We start from the raw sequence: 20,141 nt of genomic DNA on the forward strand, positions 1-20,141 counted from the left end.
CGACCGGCGCGTTCCTCAGACTTCATCCACGCCGGTTGAGGGCGGTGGCAGCACCCGAACCCGCAGGCCCTCCACGCGGACGCGGTTCTCGGCGATCCAACGAATCGCCTCGGGGTACGCGCGACACTCCGCCTGAAATACGCGGCCCGCCAACGTTTCCGGCGTGTCTTCGTCCAAGACCGGCACGACCTCCTGAAGGATGATCGGCCCGTGGTCGTACTCGTTGTCCGCGAAATGGACGGTGCAACCGCTGAGTTTGGCGCCGTAGGCCAAGACGGCTTCGTGAACCTTGCGGCCATAGAAACCTTTTCCGCAAAAGGCGGGAATCAGGGCCGGGTGAATATTGATCACTCGGTTTTCGAAGTCCGGAGGGATGACGAGTTGCTTTAAGAAGCCCGCCAAAACCACCAACTGCGCGCGCGAAGCCCGGCAGGTCTCGAAGACCCGGCGACTCGCATCGCCGACCGAAAGCTGCTTCCAATCGACGACCTCCCAAGCCAACCCGGCGTTTCGGGCATGTTCCAATCCGCCGGCCTTGTCGGTGCTGGAAATGACCTTGACAATCTCGGCAGGCAACTCTCCCGCCGCGATCTTTTCGATCAGGTTCTTCAGCGTCGTACCTCCGCCGGAGATCAAGACCGCCAACCTGATCCGCTTCGTGGTTCGCGTTCTCCCGCCTGATAACGGCACACTCCCCTCCCGGCCGAAAATGGAATGGGCACGAGCGTGTAGTCGCTCGCAAAAAGAAACGGACGATAATCAATTGACATATTAATGCGGCAGCGGGGATTCCTCAACCGCCGCCCGGTCCTGCTGTCATCCGTGAATAGAAATGTCCCCTTGCGTGGTGAATCGAAATGTCCCTGCGAATTCTCCGAAAAGGGCTTTTCGATTCGGACGAGGTTGCTGTGCGGACTGCGGCGCGGCGGAGCGACCGATGCCGAGGGAGCCGTGCGGATTCTCTCGCGAGCGTGCGACGCAATCCGCCGGATTAGACGCGCTCCGCCCGATTGCGCGCACTTTGCCGGATTATAATAGAACGTGCTGATCGGCGTATTTGCGAGATTTCAGACCCCGTCGCGGAATGCCACCGTGCTGTCGATCGCGCTGCCCGTGGAAAGCCGTCGAGGTCATTGGCGGCTTTCCGATCCGAACCGCCGACGCTGCGTCGGCCTGCATACCATCCGCCAAACCGCCATGGCTTTTTTTCCCATATCCCGACAGTGTTTTGCAAATCGAGCGAGTTTACCGCTCGTCGCCTTCGCGTGGGCCATGGTTTGGCTGGGGTTGACGAAGTCCTGGGTTTCGACCGCCGACGCCGCCGTCGCCGTCGTTGTGAACGCGTGCGACGGCGAGGCCGTCGTCACCACGGAACCGATTTGGGGTGCCCCGCGGTCGTGCCGGGTCGCCCCCAATCGCGCGGCGGCGGTGTTTTTGCCGCAAGCGGTCTCCGCACGCATCACCGTGGCGACGGTCGGTGCTGCGATCACCTTGCGACCGTGGGAGATTCACACCGTTCGTCGGAACGACGGCGAACTGAAGGTCGAATACGCTTCGGCGTGGCGTGCACAACCGCCGTTGTGGCTGGCTCCGACGATCTTGGCTGAACCGCCGAGGCAAGTGATCGTTCCCGTCGCAATCTACGTGGACGACGCCCAACCGGCCCAACAGGCGGTCTGGGAACCGCGTTTGCGATCTCAACTGGCGGCCGTTTCCGAAGTCCTGACCGCGACCTGCGGTGTGGGTTTGCAAGTGGTGGGCGTAGGAACCTGGCAATCTCCGCCCGGCGTCTCGACCGCGCGTGACGTGCACGAGGCCGCCTTGCGTGACAAGACGTCGTCCGATTCCGCCTGGGTGATCGTGGGTTTCAGCAGTCGCCTGCAAACGCCGTTTGCGGCGGCCATACAACACGCGCCCCGATCCCCCCTTGCCGCGCACATTCTCGTCCCCGACGTCCATGCCGGTCTGACGCCGCAAGAGCAATGGTGGCTGTTGCTGCACGAATTCGCCCATTGGCTGGGGGCTTTCGACCTTACGGAAGGCGAGAGCGTGATGAATCCCTCCGTGAAGCCGAGCGAATATGCGGCCAAGACCGCCGCCGTGCCCTGGGACGCCGCCAACTTGCTGATTCTGAATCTGACGGCCGATGAGTTGCGCTATCGCGGAGTCCGCAAACCGGAGGCCTTTTCTTCCGGCACGCGCGATTACCTGCTGTCGTTGTACCGCCGGGCGGCAATCCAGGGAGGCGGCAACGCAGACGCCCTGCGTTTGGTCAAGTTCTTCACGCGACCGGCCTTGCCGGACGAACGTTTCCTGGCGGTCTTTGAGGACGGCACGACCGTCGGCGGCGAGGAAGTGAATGGCTGGGGTCCCGGCGGCGGGACGCCCCAACTGGGCGGCAAGGGATTCTTCGATCCGGCCAACCCCGCCCTCTGGGTGCGACAACGACAAGACGCCGCGACGCCTTCGCCCGGGCCGGGCGTCGAGTTGTTGAGCGGAGATCGACTTCCCGGTCGCGTGCTCGGCATTCGGCCCGCCGGCATCGCCGCGGATCGGTTCGCCCCCGCTTGTCTCGAAGTTTTACCGCAAAGGGGCCTCGGCTCGCCGTTTTCCGCGACAAGTCCCGGCGTTTTCGTCGCCGCCGCCCATTTGAAGCGTGTAATCCTTCGCCCGATCGACGTCGCTTATCAGCCGGGGATATTGTTCACGGAGGACGGTCGCCGGATTGCCTTTCGCGCGCTCCAGTGGAATGCCCAAGGCGTTCGCGCTCTGACCGATCAGGGCGTCCTTCAGTTCGACTTGCAGTCCCTGGCTGAGATTCACATGCCGCAGAGCGACATCTGGGACGTTTTGCCGACGGAATGGGCACGGCTTTCCCCTGCCGGCGACGACGTGCTGATTCATTTGGAGTTTGCCGATGGCATTTCCGCCACCACGTCTCGCCGCTTCTTCGCCGCGGTTCAACAGGGCGAGCAACCCGATCAATGGTTTCACGTGATCCGCCCGGCATGGTCGCCGCAACCGTTGTGGATTCCTTATCGTTCGATTCGAGCGTGGCGATTCTTTTCGCCCCATCGCATTCCCCTGACACTTCTACCCAGTGTGGAATACGAAGAGCAGCCGGTTTTGGGCGGCTATTGGGGGCCGGGGATCGATCGCAATCCGGCGGGCGGACCGCTTGCGGTGGGCGATCGCGTTTTCGGCTGGGGGTTGTCGCTGACGGCACCCGCCCGAATCGCGTTCCCGCTCCCTCCTTGCGCCGCCGCCTTTCAATCCTGGTTCGGACTGGATCGAATCGCCGGTGACGGCGGTTCCGCCCGGGCCGGCGTCGCCTTGCGCGGCGCCGCGGAACGCGTACTTTTCCGCAGCGATCTGCTGCTGGGTTCTCGAACGGCGATTGCCGGCCAACGCTTGGAGTTGGACGGCGAACCAGGCTCGCGACTGGTCTTGTTCACCGAGGATGCCGAAGGCGAACGTCCGCCCGCGGCCGACGTCTGGAACGTGCGCGACTGCGTCGATTGGGGCGAACCCCTGCTGCTGCTCGACTCGAAATGGATGAGGCGAGAATTGCGGCGACGCTGGACTTCCGCGATCTCGGCTTGGAGCGGTTGGCAGGTCGCAGGAGATCCTGATAATCCAAGTTGGACGCTCGAGACGTACGCCGATTTGGAGGACTCTCGCGATCCGCGTTTCGGTTGGGTCACGGTCCTTTCCGATCAACCGTTGGTCCTCTCGCGTCGCCTGGCCGTCCCCGCCGACGCCGCCGAACTTCAGGTCCGGGCACGCGCGGTCCCGTCCTCTCCGCCCATCCGCATACGCTTGGCGGCCGACGGCGAGACTCTCCGTGAGGCCCAGCTACCGGCACGTCGCGGCAAGGAGTCGCCCGAACCGATCACCGCCGCGCTTGCCTCGCTTCGCGGTCGCACAGTGAATTTGCGGATCGAAGTCGGCGCCCCGACGTCGGGAGCACGGGTGGAGTGGTACTCCATCGCGATCACGACCGAGGAGAGCGATGCGGCCCACGGAGCAGAACCGAATGGCCGCTGAGAGGCAATTCCTCGACGCTAATAAATCTCGATGCTCTTGACGACTCCGCCGCCGGATGCGGCCGAGGCCGCCAGGCAGCGACCTGCCGCCGTATAGAGGTCCTCCGGCGGGAAATTCGGGGCGGGCGCGGCCGCAAACGATACCCCGATCTGCAAAGTCAAGGCCTTGGCGGTCGGCCAATCCTCCGCAGGCAGGCGACTGATGATGCGAATCAGTTGATAGCCGTATTCGACGGCGGTTTCGCGATCGCAGTCGGGCAAGACCCAAGCACAGCCGAAATCGTGATAAGGCAGGCACACGCTGCCGTGGTGATCCAACCGACCGCACGCCGCCTCCAATACCCGGCGCAGACCCGACAGCCTTTGCGGCCCAAGGGTCATCACCAGCGACGGACCGTCGAAGAACTCCGCCAAAAGCAGGCTTAGGCCGACGCGTTCGCGACGGCAAAGCGCCACGGCCGCGCGCAAGTGACCCATCAGTCCGGGATCGAGGGCGGCGTCTTGCCAAGCGGAGGACCTTCCGCTCCCGCGTACCGCCGTCGGGCCGGAGGCCGGGAATCGCGGTTCGGACCGGACGGGCGACAAGACGCTCGGCGAAAAGCGGTTGCCCGCATCGCCTCGCGGCGCGACCGCAAAGCCGGACCGGATCGACGCATCGCCATCCGATTGGCCGGGCAAACCCAACACGCAGCGCCGCAAGGCATCATCCAGACCCGCGGCAGGCGGACTCCAAACGCGTTGATCGGGCGCCGCACCGCCCTCACGCAGCATGGCCTCCGCCGTCTCCGCCATTTTGGCCTGGGCCGCCGCTAACAGCGCATCCACCGACCGCTCGGGGGGCAGCCGCACGGAAAATATCTCCGCCAATTGCCGGACCTTTTCCTGGATTTCCCGTAAGAGGGCCTCGGGGTCTTGCTTGGAATCGCCGCCCAGCGCGGCCAGCTCCGCCACGGCTTGCGGCCACAATTCGGGACGGTCGTCGGCCAACACTCGGGACAAGATTTCGGCCGCGGAGAGGATTCGGCGGAGGGTACCGGCGCGGCCTTCGTCGCGTCCGTCACCGGGATCGACCGGTACGACCTCGATCAGCGAGTCCGGCATCTGCCAGTGCAGCAGCAGTTTGGCCGACAAGGTCGTGTGATCGAAGCCGAGCGATTCACGCTCCCGGTGGTACACATCCTCGCCGCATTCGCGGATTTTCTCGATCAAGCGTTGATAGGGCGTCCCCAGCGTCTGGATCAGAACCAACATGCCCAGGTCTTGCAGCAAACCGGCGATGAACGCCTCATCCCCCGGGCGGCGATAGAGCTTTTCCATCAGTTCGCGCGCGGCGACGGCCTTGGTGAGCGTATGCCGCCAGTACATGGCCAGAATCTTGGATTCCAGCCCCTGAAACATGTCGGGCGGCAGACTGAAACCCAACACCAGCAGTTTGAGCGGCTTGGACCCCAGCAAGGCCAAGGCCTGGCCCAAGTCGCCGATGGGCCGACTGGGCGAATACAACGAACTGTTGACCACGCGCAAAATCTTGGCGGTGAGGGCCGGATCGTTCTCGATACACGCCTTGAGGGTCGCGGAATCGGCATCGGGTGAGTCGGCCAACTCCAAGACTTTCATGGCCACGCCGGGCAGGGAATACAGCCTGCCGGCCATTCCCGCCAGACGGTTCAAGGTCTCGTTCACTTCTTCCGTTAGCGTGAACACGTTTCCCGCCTTTGCGAACCGATCACAATCTCCAAGGTGCTCTCCGCACGACGACGACCCGCGACGAGAAGGCCGTCACCACGACCGTCGGTTGCCCGGACGCCGGTGAGAAATAAGAAAGGCCCTCCGCCGGCAATTCCGCCCGCTGCCGGCAAGACTCGCCGTGGACACTCCCATGACAAGTCTAGCTTCCCGCCGTCATCGGCGCCGGAACCGGCCTGTAATTCCGGCGGTACCGAATCTGCCGACGGAGAGGGCCGCGTCGTCCGGTCTGGTTCAGAGGTCTCGACCCGACTCGTCCTCCTCGTCCCGATCCGCATCAGAGCCTTTTTCCAGTCCCAGTTGTATGAGTCGTCGATAGAGTCGCGGTCGCGATACGCCCAGCATTTTGGCGGCGAGCGTTTTGTTTCCCCGGGCGCGACGCAAGGCCCGTTGCAGCAACTCTTTTTCCACATCGGCCAGGAATCGCGGTAACGAAACGGCGGCAGGCCGCGTCGCCGCCTCGAACTGCGATCGAACGGATGTGACGAACGACCGGGGCAAGTCCGCGACACCGATCAGCGGACCGGCGGCCTTTTCGTGCGAGCGACGCACCACATCGGACAGTTCCTCGAAATTTCCCGGCCAGGAATAGACGTGCAGCAAGTCCAGGGCGTCCTGGGAAAACCCCATGATCTGCTTCTCGGCCTGGGCGTTCCATTCCTCCAGCACGGATTGCGCCAAGAGGGAGAGATCGTCTCGGCGGGCCTTGAGTTCGGGCACCTCCACGACCAGAACGCTGATGCCGGCGGCCAGGTCCGGGGAGAATACACCCTTCGCCGCGGCGTTCAGCAAAGGCTCGCGCGAAGTCGCCGCGATGCGGAGACGAAACGATGGCGACGCCGTCAGTCGCCGCAACACGAGTTGCGAAGCGTCGGGCAAACGATCGACATCCTCCAGCAGCAGCATGTCCGGGCGAGGCTTATCGCCGCTCGCCGTTTGGAAGGCCTGGACCACGCCTTCCAAGACGTCGGGATCCAATTCGGGGCAAGGGATCGGAATCAATGTCTGATCGGCAGAGTCCCGCCAAGCGTCGAAAAGGGCCGCCGCCAACAGTCGCTTGCCGCTGCCGGGCGGTCCCACGAATAGGACGTTTTCGTCGGCACGCGAAACCGCCCGAAACTGCGATCGCAATCGCGCCGCCGCGGCGCTGTTTCCCAAGAGCACGGCGGGCATTCCCCGGGCTTCTCTCCTCGCTCGAAACTCCTGCAACAGTCGATGAAGCTGCCGTGCGTTCCGCTCGTCTCCGCCGCCTTGCATTGCCGCGTCCGGCAGTCCGTCCGCCGCCTTCTCCGCCGAGGATGCCGTCTCGGGAAGGTCTTGACCATCGGCGACCGCCAGTAGGGCGCGAGGGGCCCCCTGGGCATCGAGACGGAGGAACTGCACCGCGCGCCGTCTCACCCGGCCTTCGCCCGTCAGGCACGCAATCTCGGCTTGCGTTCGCGGTTGCTCCATGGCCCCGGGCGGAGGACAAAGCCCCGCCGCCAGCGCATCACCGGGATCCACCGCGCCGCTGTGAAACGCGCACCTCCGATCGAGCAAGGCGTCTTCCGAGCAACCCAGCCACGCCAACAAGGCTTGATTGCAATAGCGGATCCGCCACGACGCATCCACCAAAAAGACCGGTTGCTCCACGCCGTCGAATATGCGGACCAACTGGGTAAAACGCCGTCGTTTGCCGGGCATTGCTGTGGTAGTCCCTGGAAGCGCGCCGCCGGTCGATCCGAGTGACGCCGGTCGGGCTTGGTCGCAGCCTTGCGTGTTTCGTCAAGCCCGACTCATATTGTCCGAATTCTCCGGCCTTCTCTCAACGCGGCCGAGCAATTCCGCGTCGTCCAATCGGCGGTGATTGGCCTGAACCGCTTGCGACAGCATGCCCCGACAAGCGGTTGCGCATGGCGTGTTTTTGCCGACGGGGTGTTGTGTAGGCTTGCGACACACCGTCTTGAGGACGACACACCGGCCTAGGGACGGGGTTATCCGATCGGGTCTAATCGGGAGCCTAAGCTAATAGAGTCAGAGCCCTATTGGGAGCCTAATAGAGTCGGAGCAAGATCGGGATGATCCCGTGTAAATGGCACCATTCCAGTGTTTCGGTGCCCATAAAGATCAAACCGATCAGTGCGGCGTCGCAAACCGCGCGATTGAATGCTCGGCACTGAAGCTCGACCGAGGTCGGGCAGCGGAACAGCCAAGGCTTGGGAAAGATGGCCGGCACGCCGCGCGCATAGCGGGCATACTCCTCCCCGAACAAGCGATGAAGCCGTTCCTCTTCGCGCCGAACCACCGGCAGGTGCGTGAAAAAGAAGATCGCGACCAACGTACCGGTCAGTACCAGGGATTCCATGGCCAAACCGGCGCCCAAGAATCCCAGAAACGAAAAGAAGTACAGCGGATGTCGCATGACAGAGTATGGGCCGTCTTGGATCAACCGCACGTTCTTTTTCCCCGCTATGTAGCCGGCCGACCAAATTCTGCCAATGGCGGCCAAGAAGAGCATACCGCTGCCGGTCAATTCGAAGAGCAGATTCGGCAGCCCGTCTTCCCGATAGGCGTGATGCACGAAAAGCACCCCGGCGGCGACCAGCCAAACGGCGGCTTTGGCAGTGAATAGTCGGACTTTTTCCGAATAGTTGCGGTGGGCGCGGATGCCTTGCAATCGCATCGCGACGCCGCCTTCCAGGGAAGCCCCAGCATCATCTGCCGCTTCGCCGGTAGCATTGATCGCCATGAAGGGTCGTCCTTGTAGACCGGATGATAAGTCGGGAGGTCGCGTATTCCTCGTGATGTGGTTCGCGATATTCCGAGAGAAAGCGCCTCCGGAGCGTCGAGCGTTGCGAGCACCCGGTACAAACCGCAAACCGTTCCCAGCGCTTTGCGACAAGTGCCTGAACGCAGTCTGTATATGAAAAACATCTTGGAGCGTCAAGATTGCTGCGCAGCGTCCCGGTTGCTGATCGAGGCGAGTGTGCGGTACCGAAGGCCGTTCGCTAACACGTTGCGTCGAATTCCTTACGTTGGGGGGGCCTCTTGTTGACAAGCGGGGGCTTGCGGGATTACGGTAAAAAAGGGTTGTTGTAGCTGAAGCTATTTTGCCGGATACTCTTCTCCTCAATCGCGGAGGATCGTGATATGGCGGCCAAGCGTCGGGCCCAGTATGCAAGTTTGCTCGTCGATAAGGGCGTGATCAGTCAAGATCAGTTGGCCGAGGCGGAGGAATTGGCAAGCCAGGCCAACATCAAGCTCCCGGAAGCCATCATTCGTTTGGGCTACGCCTCGGGCGAAGAGGTCATGAGCGTGTTGGCCGAACAACACGGCCTGCAATTCGTGGACCTCTCCCGCGTGGTCATCCCGCCGAACGTCGTGGAGTTGGTGCCGGAATCGGTGGCGCGCGAAAACGTCGTCTTGCCGGTCGCTGAGGAGGACGGTCAGCTTCGGGTGGCAGTCAGCGACCCGGATGACTTCCCCACGTTCGAAAAACTGCGGTTCATTTTGAACAAGCGGATCGAGATCTGCTTGGCCACGCGCGAATCGATCATGGAGGCCATCAACCGCTACTACGGTCAGACGAGCGGTGAAAGCAAGGACTCGATGATCAGTGAAGTGACCGATACGGCGATCGATTTTACCCAGGTGGAGGGGGATGCCGGAAGCCTTCAGGATGTGGACGAGTCCAGCGCCCCCGTGGTGCGTTTGGTGCACCTGATCATCAGCGAAGCGGTGCAACTTCGGGCGTCGGATATCCACATCGAGCCTTTCGAAGATCGGGTAAGGATTCGTTATCGGATAGACGGCTACCTCGTGGAGCGGGATAACGCCCCCCGGCGTCTGTTGGGGGCGATCCTCTCCCGTATCAAGATTCTTGCCCGAATGGATATCGCGGAACGTCGCCGCCCCCAGGATGGGCGAATCAAATTGACTCTGGGAGAGAAGCAGTTGGACCTCCGCGTCAGTGTGCTCCCCAGCAATTGGGGGCAAGCGGTGGTGATGCGGATTTTGGACAAGGACAACATCAAGGTCGGTTTGCGTCAGTTGGGTTTCTCGGAAGAGGATTACGTCAAGTTCCGGCAGCTTATCAAACGGCCGAACGGAATCATCTTGGTGACGGGTCCGACGGGTTCCGGCAAGACGACCACGCTCTACGCCGCCCTGAACGAGTTGAATACCCCCGATCGCAAGATCATTACGGCGGAAGACCCGGTGGAATACTACTTGCCGGGGATCAACCAAGTCGAGATTCGCCATGAGATTGGATTGGATTTCGCCCGGGTGATTCGCGCGATGTTGCGGCAGGCGCCAAACGTGATTCTTGTTGGGGAGATGCGGGACCTGGAGACCGCCCAGATGGGAATCCAGGCTTCTTTGACGGGACACCTTGTCTTTAGTACACTACATACGAACGATGCGCCCAGTTCCATTACGCGCCTGATCGACATGGGGGTTCCCTCCTACTTGGTGGCAAGCTCCGTCGTGGCGATCATGGCGCAGCGCTTGGTCCGCGTGGTTTGCACCCAGTGTCGCACCCCCTATCAGCCCAGCGACGCCGTCATGGAATTGGCCGGTGTTACCCCCGAGATGGCGGCGAACGCCACCTTCTTCCGCGGCAAGGGTTGTAGTCACTGCAACGGGTCCGGCTATCGCGGTCGGATGGGCCTTTTCGAACTGATGTTGATGTCAAGCAAAGTTCGGGAAATGACGTTCAAAAACCGGACGTCCACGGAAATTCGTCGCGTGGCCATCCAGGAAGGGATGCGGACGCTTTACATGGACGGGCTGAACAAGGTGTTGCGGGGAAGAACGACCCTCGAGGAACTCCTGGCCGTCGCGCGACCGGAAGAAGAGTTGCAATAGCTGGAAGGGCGCAGCGTGTGGTTGAGGGACTCCAGTCGACCGCGGGAACCGCATTGCGCATTTCGTGGCGGCGCCGGCCCGTGGCGAAGGCTTTTACTTGTCGTAAACGACGGGAGCGGAATAATCTTGCGGTTGCGGGGTGAGGCGGAGCGCCGGCCCGATACGGGTCGGGAAGAACGACGGTTGCGGCGCTGCGCAGGGGCGTCTAGGACGGTGATCGAGGCATGGCTCAACAACTTCTCATCGATAAGCTTCTCAACACGGTAGTTGCACGCAAGGCCAGCGACCTTCACATCGCGGTGGGGCAACCTCCGGTTTTGCGATTGGACGGTCGCATGGTTCGTTTGGAGACCAAGGTCCTCGAACCGGAGGATACGGTCTCGCTGATGAAGAGCATCACGCCTGAGCGGTGCCAGCGAGAATTGCAGGAGGTCGGCGGTTCCGACTTCGGTTTCGCGTTCGGCGACAAGGCCCGTTTCCGCGTCTCCATCTTCAAGCAGAAGGGATGCGTGGGGATGGTGCTGCGGCAGATTCCCAACAAGCTGATGAACTTCGAGGAGTTGGGTACGCCGCCGGTCTTGAAGGAAATCATTATGCGGCCGAGAGGCTTGATTCTGGTAACCGGCCCGACCGGTTCCGGAAAGTCCACGACCTTGGCCGCCGCCATCGACTATCTCAATGAGAACGTCGATCACCACATCATCACGATCGAGGACCCGATCGAGTTCTATCACACGCACAAACGCTGCACGGTGAACCAGCGCGAAGTGGGCGTGGACGTGCCGAGTTTCGCGGAGGCGATTCGGCGGGCCTTGCGTCAGGACCCCGACATCATCCTCGTCGGCGAAATGCGGGACTTGGAGACGATCGAGGCGGCCATTACGGCGGCCGAAACCGGGCACATCGTCTTCGGAACGTTGCACACCACCGGCGCTCAGGGGACGGTCAACCGTATCATCGACGTCTTCCCCACGAACCAACAGGAGCAGATTCGTACGCAGCTTTCGACCTCCATCATTGGGATCTTGTCGCAGCAACTTTTGCCCAAGATCGGCGGGGGCCGGGTGGCCGCCTACGAAATGCTGGTCGTCACACCGGCCATCGCCAACCTGATCCGTGAAAACAAGACGTTCCGCATCAATTCAGCCATTCAGACAGGGTACAAATTGGGCATGCAACTCCTCGACGATCATCTCTTCCGCCTGTGGCAGGAGGGGAAGATCGATAAGAAGGACGCGATATTGCGGGCCAACGGTCCGGACGAGTTGACGTCGCGGATCGCGCGGGCCGAACGGGGAATGTTGGAAGACGAAGAGGAAGCGAGAAAACGTTTGGAAAGGGAGGCCGCTCAGCAACGTTAAAGTTGCGGATCGGGCGAGGGTGAGGACGCGAATTCGATTGGGCATCATCGCAGAGCATCCGTCGCGTTCTTATTGGGCTCTTGTTCCGCAGACGGCGCGGGCGAGGGACCCTTTTCCCGCCGATGTAGCGAAAAACCGGACGGAGTCCGCCTCGGTTGCTCCGGGCTCCGTCTCTTGTTGGTGAAGGCGACTCGCGGATGGCCATTCGGCGTATCGGACAGATTCTGGTGGACTTGGGCTTCATCTCCGAGCAGCAACTCGAGTTGTTGCTGGAGGAACAGCAGCAACATAAAGGGGAGTTGCTGGGGCAAATCGCCATCCGCATGGGCCTGATCAACGACGATCAATTGGCCCAGGCCTTGGCCGAGCAATTCAACTTGCAAGTCATCCAACTCAACGATGTGGTGGTCCCGCCGGAGGTCCTCAACCGCATCACCGAGCCGATGGCTCAGCTCTACAAGATCATCCCGGTCTCGTTCCAGGATAATACCCTCACGATCGCCATGTGCGAGCCTCAGAAGCTCTCCGTGATCGATGAATTGCGGAGCTTCTTGGGCTACGACATTCGGCCCGTGGTGACGACGGAACGGCAGATCAATCGGGCTTTGGAACGCTACTATTCCGGGTCGGAGAGCGTGGAGAAGATCATCGAGGACCTGGAGCGGGACGAGGAATTGAGCAAGGCAGCCGAGTCGTTGGCCGGCGACGGCGTTGTGGACTTGGCGAGCGTGGAAGCCCTGGCCGAGAGCGCCCCCGTCCGCAAGTTGTTGAACATGGTCCTGCTGATGGCCATCAAGGATCACGCCAGCGACTTGCACTTCGAACCTTTCGAGAACGAATTTCGCATCCGCATCCGCGCGGACGGCGTGCTGTACGAGTTGGTCCCGCCGCCGCGGCACTTGGCCTTCGCCATCACGACCCGGATCAAGGTCATGTCCAACCTCGACATCGCCGAGCGGCGTTTGCCGCAGGACGGGCGGATTCGTCTATCCGTGGGCGGACACCCGGTGGACCTGCGGGTGAGCGTGTTGCCGACCATGTTCGGCGAAAGTTGCGTGTTGCGGGTGCTGGACCGGTCCGTGGTGGCCCTGGACCTGAACAACGTGGGCATGAACGCCACGACGTTGGCGCAATTCCGCGATGTCATCCACAGGCCGCACGGTATCGTCTTGGTGACGGGCCCCACCGGATCGGGGAAGACGACCACGCTGTACGGGGCATTGAACGAACTGAATTCCGTCGAGGATAAGATCATCACGACCGAGGACCCGGTGGAGTACTCCATCGACGGATTGGTCCAAATTCCGATCGATTCGGAAATCGGAAATACCTTCGCGAACTGTCTTCGCGCGATTTTGCGGCACGACCCGGATATCATTTTGGTGGGCGAGATCCGAGACTTGGAGACGGCGGAAATCGCGGTGCAAGCGGCGCTGACGGGTCACTTGGTGTTCAGCACGCTGCACACGAACGACGCGCCAAGTTCGATCGCGCGGTTACGGGATATGGGCGTGCAGCCATTCTTGATCACCGCGACGGTGGAGGCGATTTTGGCCCAACGGTTGGTCCGCAAGATCTGCCCCAATTGCAGGGAGCTGACGGTGCCCAGTACCGAGGCCCTGGCCGATCTCGAAATGACTCCGGAGGACGTGATCGGCAAGTCGTTCTATCGGGGGCGCGGTTGTACTACCTGCAATAACACGGGGTTCAAGGGGCGGATGGGCCTGTTCGAGTTCATGCCGATTACGGATGAGATTCGAGAGCTGATTCATAGCGGCGCTTCCACGGAGGAATTGCGGGACGCGGCCATGCGGGCTGGGATGAGGACGTTGCGTCAAGACGGCTTGGACAAAGTGTATGAAGGTATGACGACCATTGAAGAAGTGGTCCGCGAGACCACGATCGAGGCCTGATCGCGGATAGGCCGGCAATCGCGGGCAAGCCACGGCGGTCGGCCGATCGGCCGACGGGAAACATTAGCACGCGCGGGAAAACGGTGGATTCGTCGTCGAGCCTTGGCGACAGGGTGGGCGACGGGCGGTCGGGAGCGAGGAGCCAATCATGCCCAAGTTCCAATTCGAAGCCATGGACGCCACCGGACAGGAAATCCGGGACGTCATCGAGGCGGCTACGCAGGATGAAGCCGAAGCTACGATTCGGCAGATGGGCTATTACATCACAAAAATAGCCCCGAAGAAAGAAAAGAAGGCCGCCGACAAGAAGGCCGCCAGTCGCAAGACCTTCTCCGTGGGGAAAGTGAACGCTAAGGTCTTGACGACGTTCACGAAGCAACTCTCGGTGCTTCAGGACGCCGGTCTGCCGATCTTGCGGAGCTTGAAGATCTTGGAAGCTCAGGCCAAGCCCGCCCTGTTCGGCAGCCTGAAAAACGCGCTCATCGACGTCATCGACGAAATCGAGGGCGGGGCCACGTTGTCCGAGGCCATGGCCAAGTGCCCCAAAGCCTTCGACCGGTTGTACGTCAACATGGTGAAGGCGGGCGAGGCGGGCGGTGCCTTGGAAGTCATTCTTCGCCGCTTGGCCGAGTTCCAGGAACGCGCCTTGTGGTTGCGTCGGAAGGTCAAGGGGGCGTTGGTTTACCCGATCGCCGTCATCGTCTTCGCGGTCGCGATCTTGGTCTTCATCATGCTCAAGATCGTGCCCCAATTCCAAAAGATCTTCGACGAGTTCGAGACCGATCTGCCCGCCATGACGCAGATCCTGATCTCAGCCTCGAATATCCTGTTCAATTGGTGGTTCCTCCTGCCCGGCGTGCCCTTCGGGATTTGGCTGTTCGTCAAATTGACGTGCATGTTCCCATACGGGCGGTTCGGTTGGGACTTATTCAAGTTGCGATTGCCAATCTTCGGGCAATTGATCGAGAAGAACATCATCGCGCGGACCATGCGAACCTTGGGCACCTTGGTGGCCAGCGGCGTGCCGATCCTGGAAGCCCTGACCATCACGCGCGATACCTCGACCAACGCCGTCTTCGAGCGGTTGTATCAGCGGGTGCTGGATGCCATTCGCGACGGCGAGACCATCTCCAAGCCGCTCAAGGACTATGCCCGACCGGGGTTCCATCCCGTCACCGCATGGTGGTGGTTCTTCTTCGTGGGCGGTCCGATCGGATTACTGCTTTATTTGACGCGCTGGAATAATCCGGTGATGGAGGATATCGCCATCAATATGGTGGACGTCGGCGAGGAGACCGGTGAATTGGACACCATGTTGTACAAGATCGCCGACAATTACGACGAGGAGGTGGCGATCCTGACGGAAAGCTTGCTCAGTTTGTTCGAGCCGATCCTGATCATCGTTTTGGGATGCATGGTCGGTTTTATTGTGATTGCTCTGTTTCTCCCCCTCATCAGCCTGATCCAAAAGCTGTCAGGTTGAAGCGGAACGCGCGGATCGCGGCCGACTCGGGCAAGGGCGGCGGCGATCGCGGGGGAAGGAATCTCATCGCAAACGGGCCGCGGGCGGATCGCCGCGAACGAGGCGGCGAATCGCCGAACCATAAGGGCGAGGAAAACGACCGGCAAAGGACGGACGGATGCGCGAACGCTTGCCCCGTGAGGGACCTCCAAGCCGTCGGCCCGTGATCGTGTCCATGCGAAATCCATATCATGGCCGAGCGACCGCAGGGGCGCAGCGCCCCGCTCGCCGGTTCCAACAATCGGCCGCATACGGCCGGGAGGTTGTTTCCATGTCCCGTTGCGTGTCCTGTCGCCGCGATGGCCGCGTTGGGCGCGGCTCGATCCCGTTCGCCCGCTCGGGCTTCACCTTGGTCGAGATGCTGACGGTGATCGTGATCATCGGCATCTTGGCGGGGTTGATTTCGGCGGCGGCGATCTATGCCCGTGCTCGGGCGCGCGAAGCCGCGATCTACACCCAGATCAAGCAACTCGAAGCCTCGCTGATGCAGTACAAGAACGAGTACGGCGAGTTTCCGCCGGACTTCTGGGGATGGAACGGCGGCGAAGGCCCGGCCGCGCAAGCCAAGGCCGAGCAGGACCTGCGGCGACACCTTCGCAAACGGTGGCCCAAGTATGCGGCGGGAGCGGATCCGATCGTGCAGTTCGCGGCCGATTTGACGGCGGCGGGCTTGGACCCCACCAAGCTCGATCCCGCCTCCGCGCTGGTGTTCTGGTTGGGCGGCTTGCCCGAAGAAGCGCCGAGCGGCGTCTGGAAACCCGCCGGTTTCCACGCCGATGAGGAGCACCCGTTCCAATACGGTCAGCCGCGGACCGGGCCGATGTTCGAGTTCGATCCGAAGAAAATCACCAACGACGCGGTTGGGATCCTGCGTTACTACATGGAAGGACCGACGAGTTCGCCGGTGGTATATTTTCGTGCACAGCGGGACGCAAATAACGGGCGTTTCGAGTACGGCCTGATATCCGGGGGTGCATTCCAGCCGATGAAGTACGTGCACTTCAGCGACGCCGATCCGGACCCCAAGGCCAACCGCAGCAATATCGCGGTGCCGTACTTGGACGGCGATCCGCAGTTGGGCGCGCCCGCCGATCCCGCCCAAGCCGCGAGCAAACGCAATTGGCGCAATCCGGAGACGTTTCAGATTATCCATCCCGGGTTGGACGGCGTGTTCGGGAACGGTCGCGACTCCTCGGGCAACGTGGTGTCCTTCCGGTTCACGATCTCCGGACAAGGCTTTTCGGCGGACGGCGGCGACTTCGACAACATCACCAATTTCGCGCCGAAACTGGAGAGTGAGATTCAATGAGCGCGTCACCGCGGGAAAAGGTCGAAAAGGCGAGGCGCCGTCCCGCGCGAGCGGGATTCACGCTGGCCGAGCTATTGGTGACGATTACGATCATCGCCATCTTGGCGGGGTTGGTGTGGGCCGGGGTCGCCCGGGCCAGGGAAAGCGCCCGCATCGCCAAGACCAAATCCACCATCGCCAAGATCAACCAAATCATCATGGAGCGGTACGATTCGTACCGCACGCGCCGCGTCCCCATCAATACGCGCGGATTGCCTCCGCCGGCGGCGGCGGAGTTCCGCCTTTGGGCCATCCGCTGCTTGATGGCATGGGAAATGCCGGATCGCTTGAGCGACGTGGCCTATCCGCCGAATGAAAACGATCCGTTGACATACTCGATCACGGTCAACGGTCAGCCCGTCACCCGCGAAATCTATCGGACGCCTTTGGCAAGGGCCTATTTTCGGCAGTTTCAATTGCGAGGGCAACCCTCGGGCGATCAGTCGCCGGCCGAAATGCTGTACTTGGTGGTGACCTTGGGGACTCCCGGTTCGCGGGAGATGTTCAGCGATTCGGAGATCGGGGATACCGACGGCGACGGTTATCTGGAGTTCATCGACGGTTGGGGACGGCCGATCTATTTCATCCGCTGCGCTCCCGGGTTCACCGAATCGGACATCCAGTTGCATCCCCTGGCGCCCATCGAAGAGAAGAACCGTGATCACGATCCCTTCGATCCCATGCGCGTCGATCCGGGGGCTTGGCGGTTGGTGCCGCTAATCTACTCGGCAGGTCCGGACGGCGTTTTCGGCTTGGATTTGCAAGGCAATTTGGGCTACTTCGTGAATTGGAAGCAGTGGTACATGCATCCCGTCGGTGCGCCCGTGGACAGCAGCAACCCGGAGTTCATGCGGCACGAGGATAACATCCACAATCACGCCGTGGAGTCGCTGGAATGAAGCATCTCGCGACACAAGCAGGCCGGAACCTTCGCGGCGGCGGTCCCTCGCGCCGCGGTTTGACGCTGCTGGAACTTTTGGTGGTCGTCACCATCATGCTGATTCTTTTGGCCGTGATGGTGCCGCGACTGCGTCCCATGATGGAACAGCGGCGGATGCGCGAGGCCGCCCGAACCGTGAGCGTGTTTTTCGCCGCAGCGCGAAGTCGCGCCATGGAAACGGGAAGGCCCGTCGGCGTTTCCATTGAGCGATTGAAAATCCAACCGGACGCCGCCGTAAGTCTGCGGATGGTGGAGGAACCGCCGCTGTATGCCGGTGATGTGATCGGCGCGCGGGTTCGCGTGCGTCGCCTGGGCGCTACCAATCGTTTCCAAGTGCTTTTCGAGGCTCCGGGAGACGTGGCGGCGATGCTGACGCAGGTCGTGCCGGTGCATATCGGGGACCTCGTGCGGTTCGAGTATCAAGCGGTGCCGTATCGCGTCGTGGGATTGGATACGGATTTTGACGGCAACCCGGATGCCGATCCGGACGATACGCTCGGGGACCCCGCTTTTCCGGTGGGAGTGAACCCGGTCGCGATGCTCGTGGAATTGGACCCGGCGGAGGGCGTCGTACCGGCGTGGCCTTCCGCGGCGCCGAACGCGCCTTGGCCGCCTCAAGGCAACGGGGTAGGCTCCCGACGATTGGCCTTCCAGATCACGCGGCGTCCGGAACCGACGGCGGCAGCGCCGGTTCGGCTTCCCGGTCGGACGGTGATCGATTTGACGGCGTCCGGTACCGACAGCATGGCATTGACCGGTCCGCCGCTGGGATTCGTGCCCGTGGATAAGGACGCCGCCGCTCCCGGCGTGCAAGACCCCTCCTCTGTCATCGTGATGTTCAATCCCGACGGGCGAGTTTCCACGGTTTACTACCAGGACACGCCGCGCGCGGTCACCGAAGTCTTGTACTTTCTGGTCGGGCGATGGGAACGCATGCCCGCGGATTCGGGCGGAGCGCCGCTGGCCGAAGACGGACTCTATAACTGGCAGGATATCACAAACTTTTGGATCGTGATCAACCCGAACACCGGGCTGGTTTTGACCGCTCCCCTGCTGGGCGACACCGTCGCCGCGACCGGTGTGAAGACCCCATCCACGCTGGTCGTTGCGCGGGATGACGCTCGCAACATGCGGGGAATAGGAGGCCGTTGACGTGCGACGCCGTTGCTTCCACCGCCGTGAAATGTTCGGGCGAAACGGGCCGCGAGTCGCTCTCGCGACGCGGAGCGGCTTCAATCTGTTGGAAGTGCTGATCGCCATGTTCGTGCTGACGATCGGCATGCTGGGCGTGGCCGCTGCGGTCAGCATGGGCAACTTTCTCGCCGTTCGGACGCTGATCGCCGACCGTACCGCCGCCGTGGGACGCAACGCCTTGGCGGAAGTTCGCGTCCGCGAGGTGCTCAATGCACGAACTTGGGTCTTACCGGACGGTTCGCCGCTACTGCCGGTCAACAACCCCAACGCGGCCCTGTCCCCGGGCGAGGCCTACTGTATCGATCCCTTGTTTATCGCCTGGACCTTGCAGGCATCCGGGCCTCAACCGGACTTGGATCGTTTTCCGTATTACGATCCGACCACCGTGTTGACCATGAATCGCGTGACGTTGAATTGGGCGCCGCCCAATTCGGCGGACTATTATGGGCGATTGTTTCGGGCGGAAGACGACCTCTTGTTCGAAAACGGAGCGCTGTCGCGACCGAGGATGCTGTTTCGGGCGGCGGGTGTGAACGCGGTTGCCCTGCCGGCCATGGCCTGGGAAACGCCGCCGGGTCCGCCGGTCCGCCCCGATTTCCAGGGTATGTACTCGTGGATGGTGACCGTGGTCCCTACGGTGACGCCCGGCGTGTCTTCGGATAGCCAAAAGTACTCGGTGTCGGTCGTGGTTTTCCGTAATCGGGACATGACCTGGCGGGACGATCCCACCGCCGAGGCGCCGTCCGAGCGCGTGGCGGCCGTCAACTTCTTGGGGCAAGGCATCGGCGGCGGAGACGTGCGGCTTTCGTTCACACCGCAAGGCGGTCAAGACGGCTTTGCCGCGCTGGACGTGGCGGAAGGACAATGGTTGCTGCTGGCGGGAAGGTTGCCTTCCAATCCGCCGCGGAAGGTCTTCGCGTGGTACCGCGTGCTTTCACCCGGCGAGACATACGGCCCGGCGGATCACCCTCATCCTTTCGGCGGCGATCCCAATCGATACTACCGCGAACTGACCCTGGCGGGACCGGATTGGAATTTGAACTGGAACTCGACGAGCGGCATCGATTCCGACGGGGACGGCATCTTGCTCGAAGCTCAAGCCGTCATCCTCCCGAACGTCTACGGCGTCTATACCGAGACGGTGGAACCGGATCGCGCGGCTCCCTGGTCGTTCCGCACGCAGTGACGGGAAGTCGGGATGTATGAGGGAGAGTTTCGGAACG

At 61.9% G+C, this 20,141-nt stretch carries 13 protein-coding genes; 9 read left to right on the plus strand and 4 right to left on the minus strand.

The genetic code is table 11. The annotated features are described in order from the left end of the window. Positions 1-15: 15 nt before the first annotated feature. The gene (gene purN / locus ACYQ6J_RS17350; RefSeq protein ID WP_460185457.1) at positions 16-645 is read right to left on the minus strand and encodes a phosphoribosylglycinamide formyltransferase; all 630 of its coding nucleotides are present in this window, start codon (positions 643-645) and stop codon (positions 16-18) included. Between the two features lie 447 nt (positions 646-1,092). Here purN and ACYQ6J_RS17355 point away from each other — a divergent pair, with 447 nt between their 5' ends. After that, on the plus strand, positions 1,093-4,047 hold the full coding sequence (locus tag ACYQ6J_RS17355; RefSeq protein ID WP_460185458.1) for an NPCBM/NEW2 domain-containing protein: 2,955 nt from the start codon (positions 1,093-1,095) through the stop codon (positions 4,045-4,047). A gap of 17 nt (positions 4,048-4,064) precedes the next feature. Here the strand turns inward: ACYQ6J_RS17355 and ACYQ6J_RS17360 are convergent, their stop codons facing one another. From ACYQ6J_RS17360 to ACYQ6J_RS17370, 3 genes are all read right to left on the minus strand, one after another. Continuing rightward, entirely contained in the window at positions 4,065-5,750 is a 1,686-nt protein-coding gene (locus tag ACYQ6J_RS17360; RefSeq protein ID WP_460185459.1) for an HDOD domain-containing protein, read from the minus strand. Between the two features lie 276 nt (positions 5,751-6,026). Next, positions 6,027-7,475, minus strand: coding sequence for a sigma-54-dependent transcriptional regulator (locus ACYQ6J_RS17365; RefSeq protein WP_460185460.1), 1,449 nt, complete (start codon positions 7,473-7,475; stop codon positions 6,027-6,029). A 349-nt stretch (positions 7,476-7,824) separates the two neighbouring features. Next, positions 7,825-8,520, minus strand: a complete 696-nt coding sequence (locus ACYQ6J_RS17370; RefSeq protein ID WP_460185461.1) for a methyltransferase family protein — start codon at positions 8,518-8,520, stop codon at positions 7,825-7,827. A gap of 401 nt (positions 8,521-8,921) precedes the next feature. Here ACYQ6J_RS17370 and ACYQ6J_RS17375 point away from each other — a divergent pair, with 401 nt between their 5' ends. The 8 genes from ACYQ6J_RS17375 (at position 8,922) to ACYQ6J_RS17410 (ending at position 20,104) form a co-directional block, all read left to right on the plus strand. Further along, a complete protein-coding gene (locus ACYQ6J_RS17375) occupies positions 8,922-10,640 on the plus strand; it encodes a GspE/PulE family protein (RefSeq protein ID WP_460185462.1) in 1,719 nt (572 codons plus the stop codon). A gap of 224 nt (positions 10,641-10,864) precedes the next feature. After that, positions 10,865-12,001 carry a PilT/PilU family type 4a pilus ATPase gene (locus ACYQ6J_RS17380; RefSeq protein ID WP_460185463.1) on the plus strand — a complete coding sequence of 379 codons (1,137 nt, stop codon included), beginning with the start codon at positions 10,865-10,867 and terminating at the stop codon, positions 11,999-12,001. 197 nt (positions 12,002-12,198) lie between these two features. Next, positions 12,199-13,914: a GspE/PulE family protein gene (locus ACYQ6J_RS17385; protein WP_460185464.1), complete on the plus strand. Its 1,716-nt coding sequence runs from the start codon at positions 12,199-12,201 to the stop codon at positions 13,912-13,914. A 148-nt stretch (positions 13,915-14,062) separates the two neighbouring features. Next, positions 14,063-15,397, plus strand: coding sequence for a type II secretion system F family protein (locus ACYQ6J_RS17390; protein WP_460185465.1), 1,335 nt, complete (start codon positions 14,063-14,065; stop codon positions 15,395-15,397). 310 nt (positions 15,398-15,707) lie between these two features. Continuing rightward, positions 15,708-16,745: a type II secretion system protein gene (locus ACYQ6J_RS17395; RefSeq protein ID WP_460185466.1), complete on the plus strand. Its 1,038-nt coding sequence runs from the start codon at positions 15,708-15,710 to the stop codon at positions 16,743-16,745. Beyond that, positions 16,742-17,683 carry a type II secretion system protein gene (locus ACYQ6J_RS17400; protein ID WP_460185467.1) on the plus strand — a complete coding sequence of 314 codons (942 nt, stop codon included), beginning with the start codon at positions 16,742-16,744 and terminating at the stop codon, positions 17,681-17,683. The genes ACYQ6J_RS17395 and ACYQ6J_RS17400 overlap by 4 nt, the downstream gene beginning before the upstream one ends. Further along, the gene (locus ACYQ6J_RS17405) at positions 17,680-18,876 is read left to right on the plus strand and encodes a pilus assembly FimT family protein (RefSeq protein WP_460185468.1); all 1,197 of its coding nucleotides are present in this window, start codon (positions 17,680-17,682) and stop codon (positions 18,874-18,876) included. Before ACYQ6J_RS17400 ends, ACYQ6J_RS17405 begins: the two co-directional genes overlap by 4 nt. A 1-nt stretch (position 18,877) precedes the next feature. Beyond that, positions 18,878-20,104, plus strand: coding sequence for a type IV pilus modification PilV family protein (locus ACYQ6J_RS17410; protein WP_460185469.1), 1,227 nt, complete (start codon positions 18,878-18,880; stop codon positions 20,102-20,104). Positions 20,105-20,141: the final 37 nt, after the last annotated feature.

The sequence above is a fragment of the Thermopirellula anaerolimosa genome (assembly GCF_054657335.1).

What these genes read in the sequence shown, in the direction of transcription:
- ACYQ6J_RS17365 (WP_460185460.1), bottom strand. Translation starts at nt 7,475, where the DNA reads ATGCCCGGCAAACGACGGCGTTTTACCCAGTTGGTCCGCATATTCGAC.
- ACYQ6J_RS17370 (WP_460185461.1), bottom strand. Translation starts at nt 8,520, where the DNA reads ATGGCGATCAATGCTACCGGCGAAGCGGCAGATGATGCTGGGGCTTCC.
- ACYQ6J_RS17375 (WP_460185462.1), top strand. Translation starts at nt 8,922, where the DNA reads ATGGCGGCCAAGCGTCGGGCCCAGTATGCAAGTTTGCTCGTCGATAAG.
- ACYQ6J_RS17380 (WP_460185463.1), top strand. Translation starts at nt 10,865, where the DNA reads ATGGCTCAACAACTTCTCATCGATAAGCTTCTCAACACGGTAGTTGCA.
- ACYQ6J_RS17385 (WP_460185464.1), top strand. Translation starts at nt 12,199, where the DNA reads ATGGCCATTCGGCGTATCGGACAGATTCTGGTGGACTTGGGCTTCATC.
- ACYQ6J_RS17390 (WP_460185465.1), top strand. Translation starts at nt 14,063, where the DNA reads ATGCCCAAGTTCCAATTCGAAGCCATGGACGCCACCGGACAGGAAATC.
- ACYQ6J_RS17395 (WP_460185466.1), top strand. Translation starts at nt 15,708, where the DNA reads ATGTCCCGTTGCGTGTCCTGTCGCCGCGATGGCCGCGTTGGGCGCGGC.
- ACYQ6J_RS17400 (WP_460185467.1), top strand. Translation starts at nt 16,742, where the DNA reads ATGAGCGCGTCACCGCGGGAAAAGGTCGAAAAGGCGAGGCGCCGTCCC.
- ACYQ6J_RS17405 (WP_460185468.1), top strand. Translation starts at nt 17,680, where the DNA reads ATGAAGCATCTCGCGACACAAGCAGGCCGGAACCTTCGCGGCGGCGGT.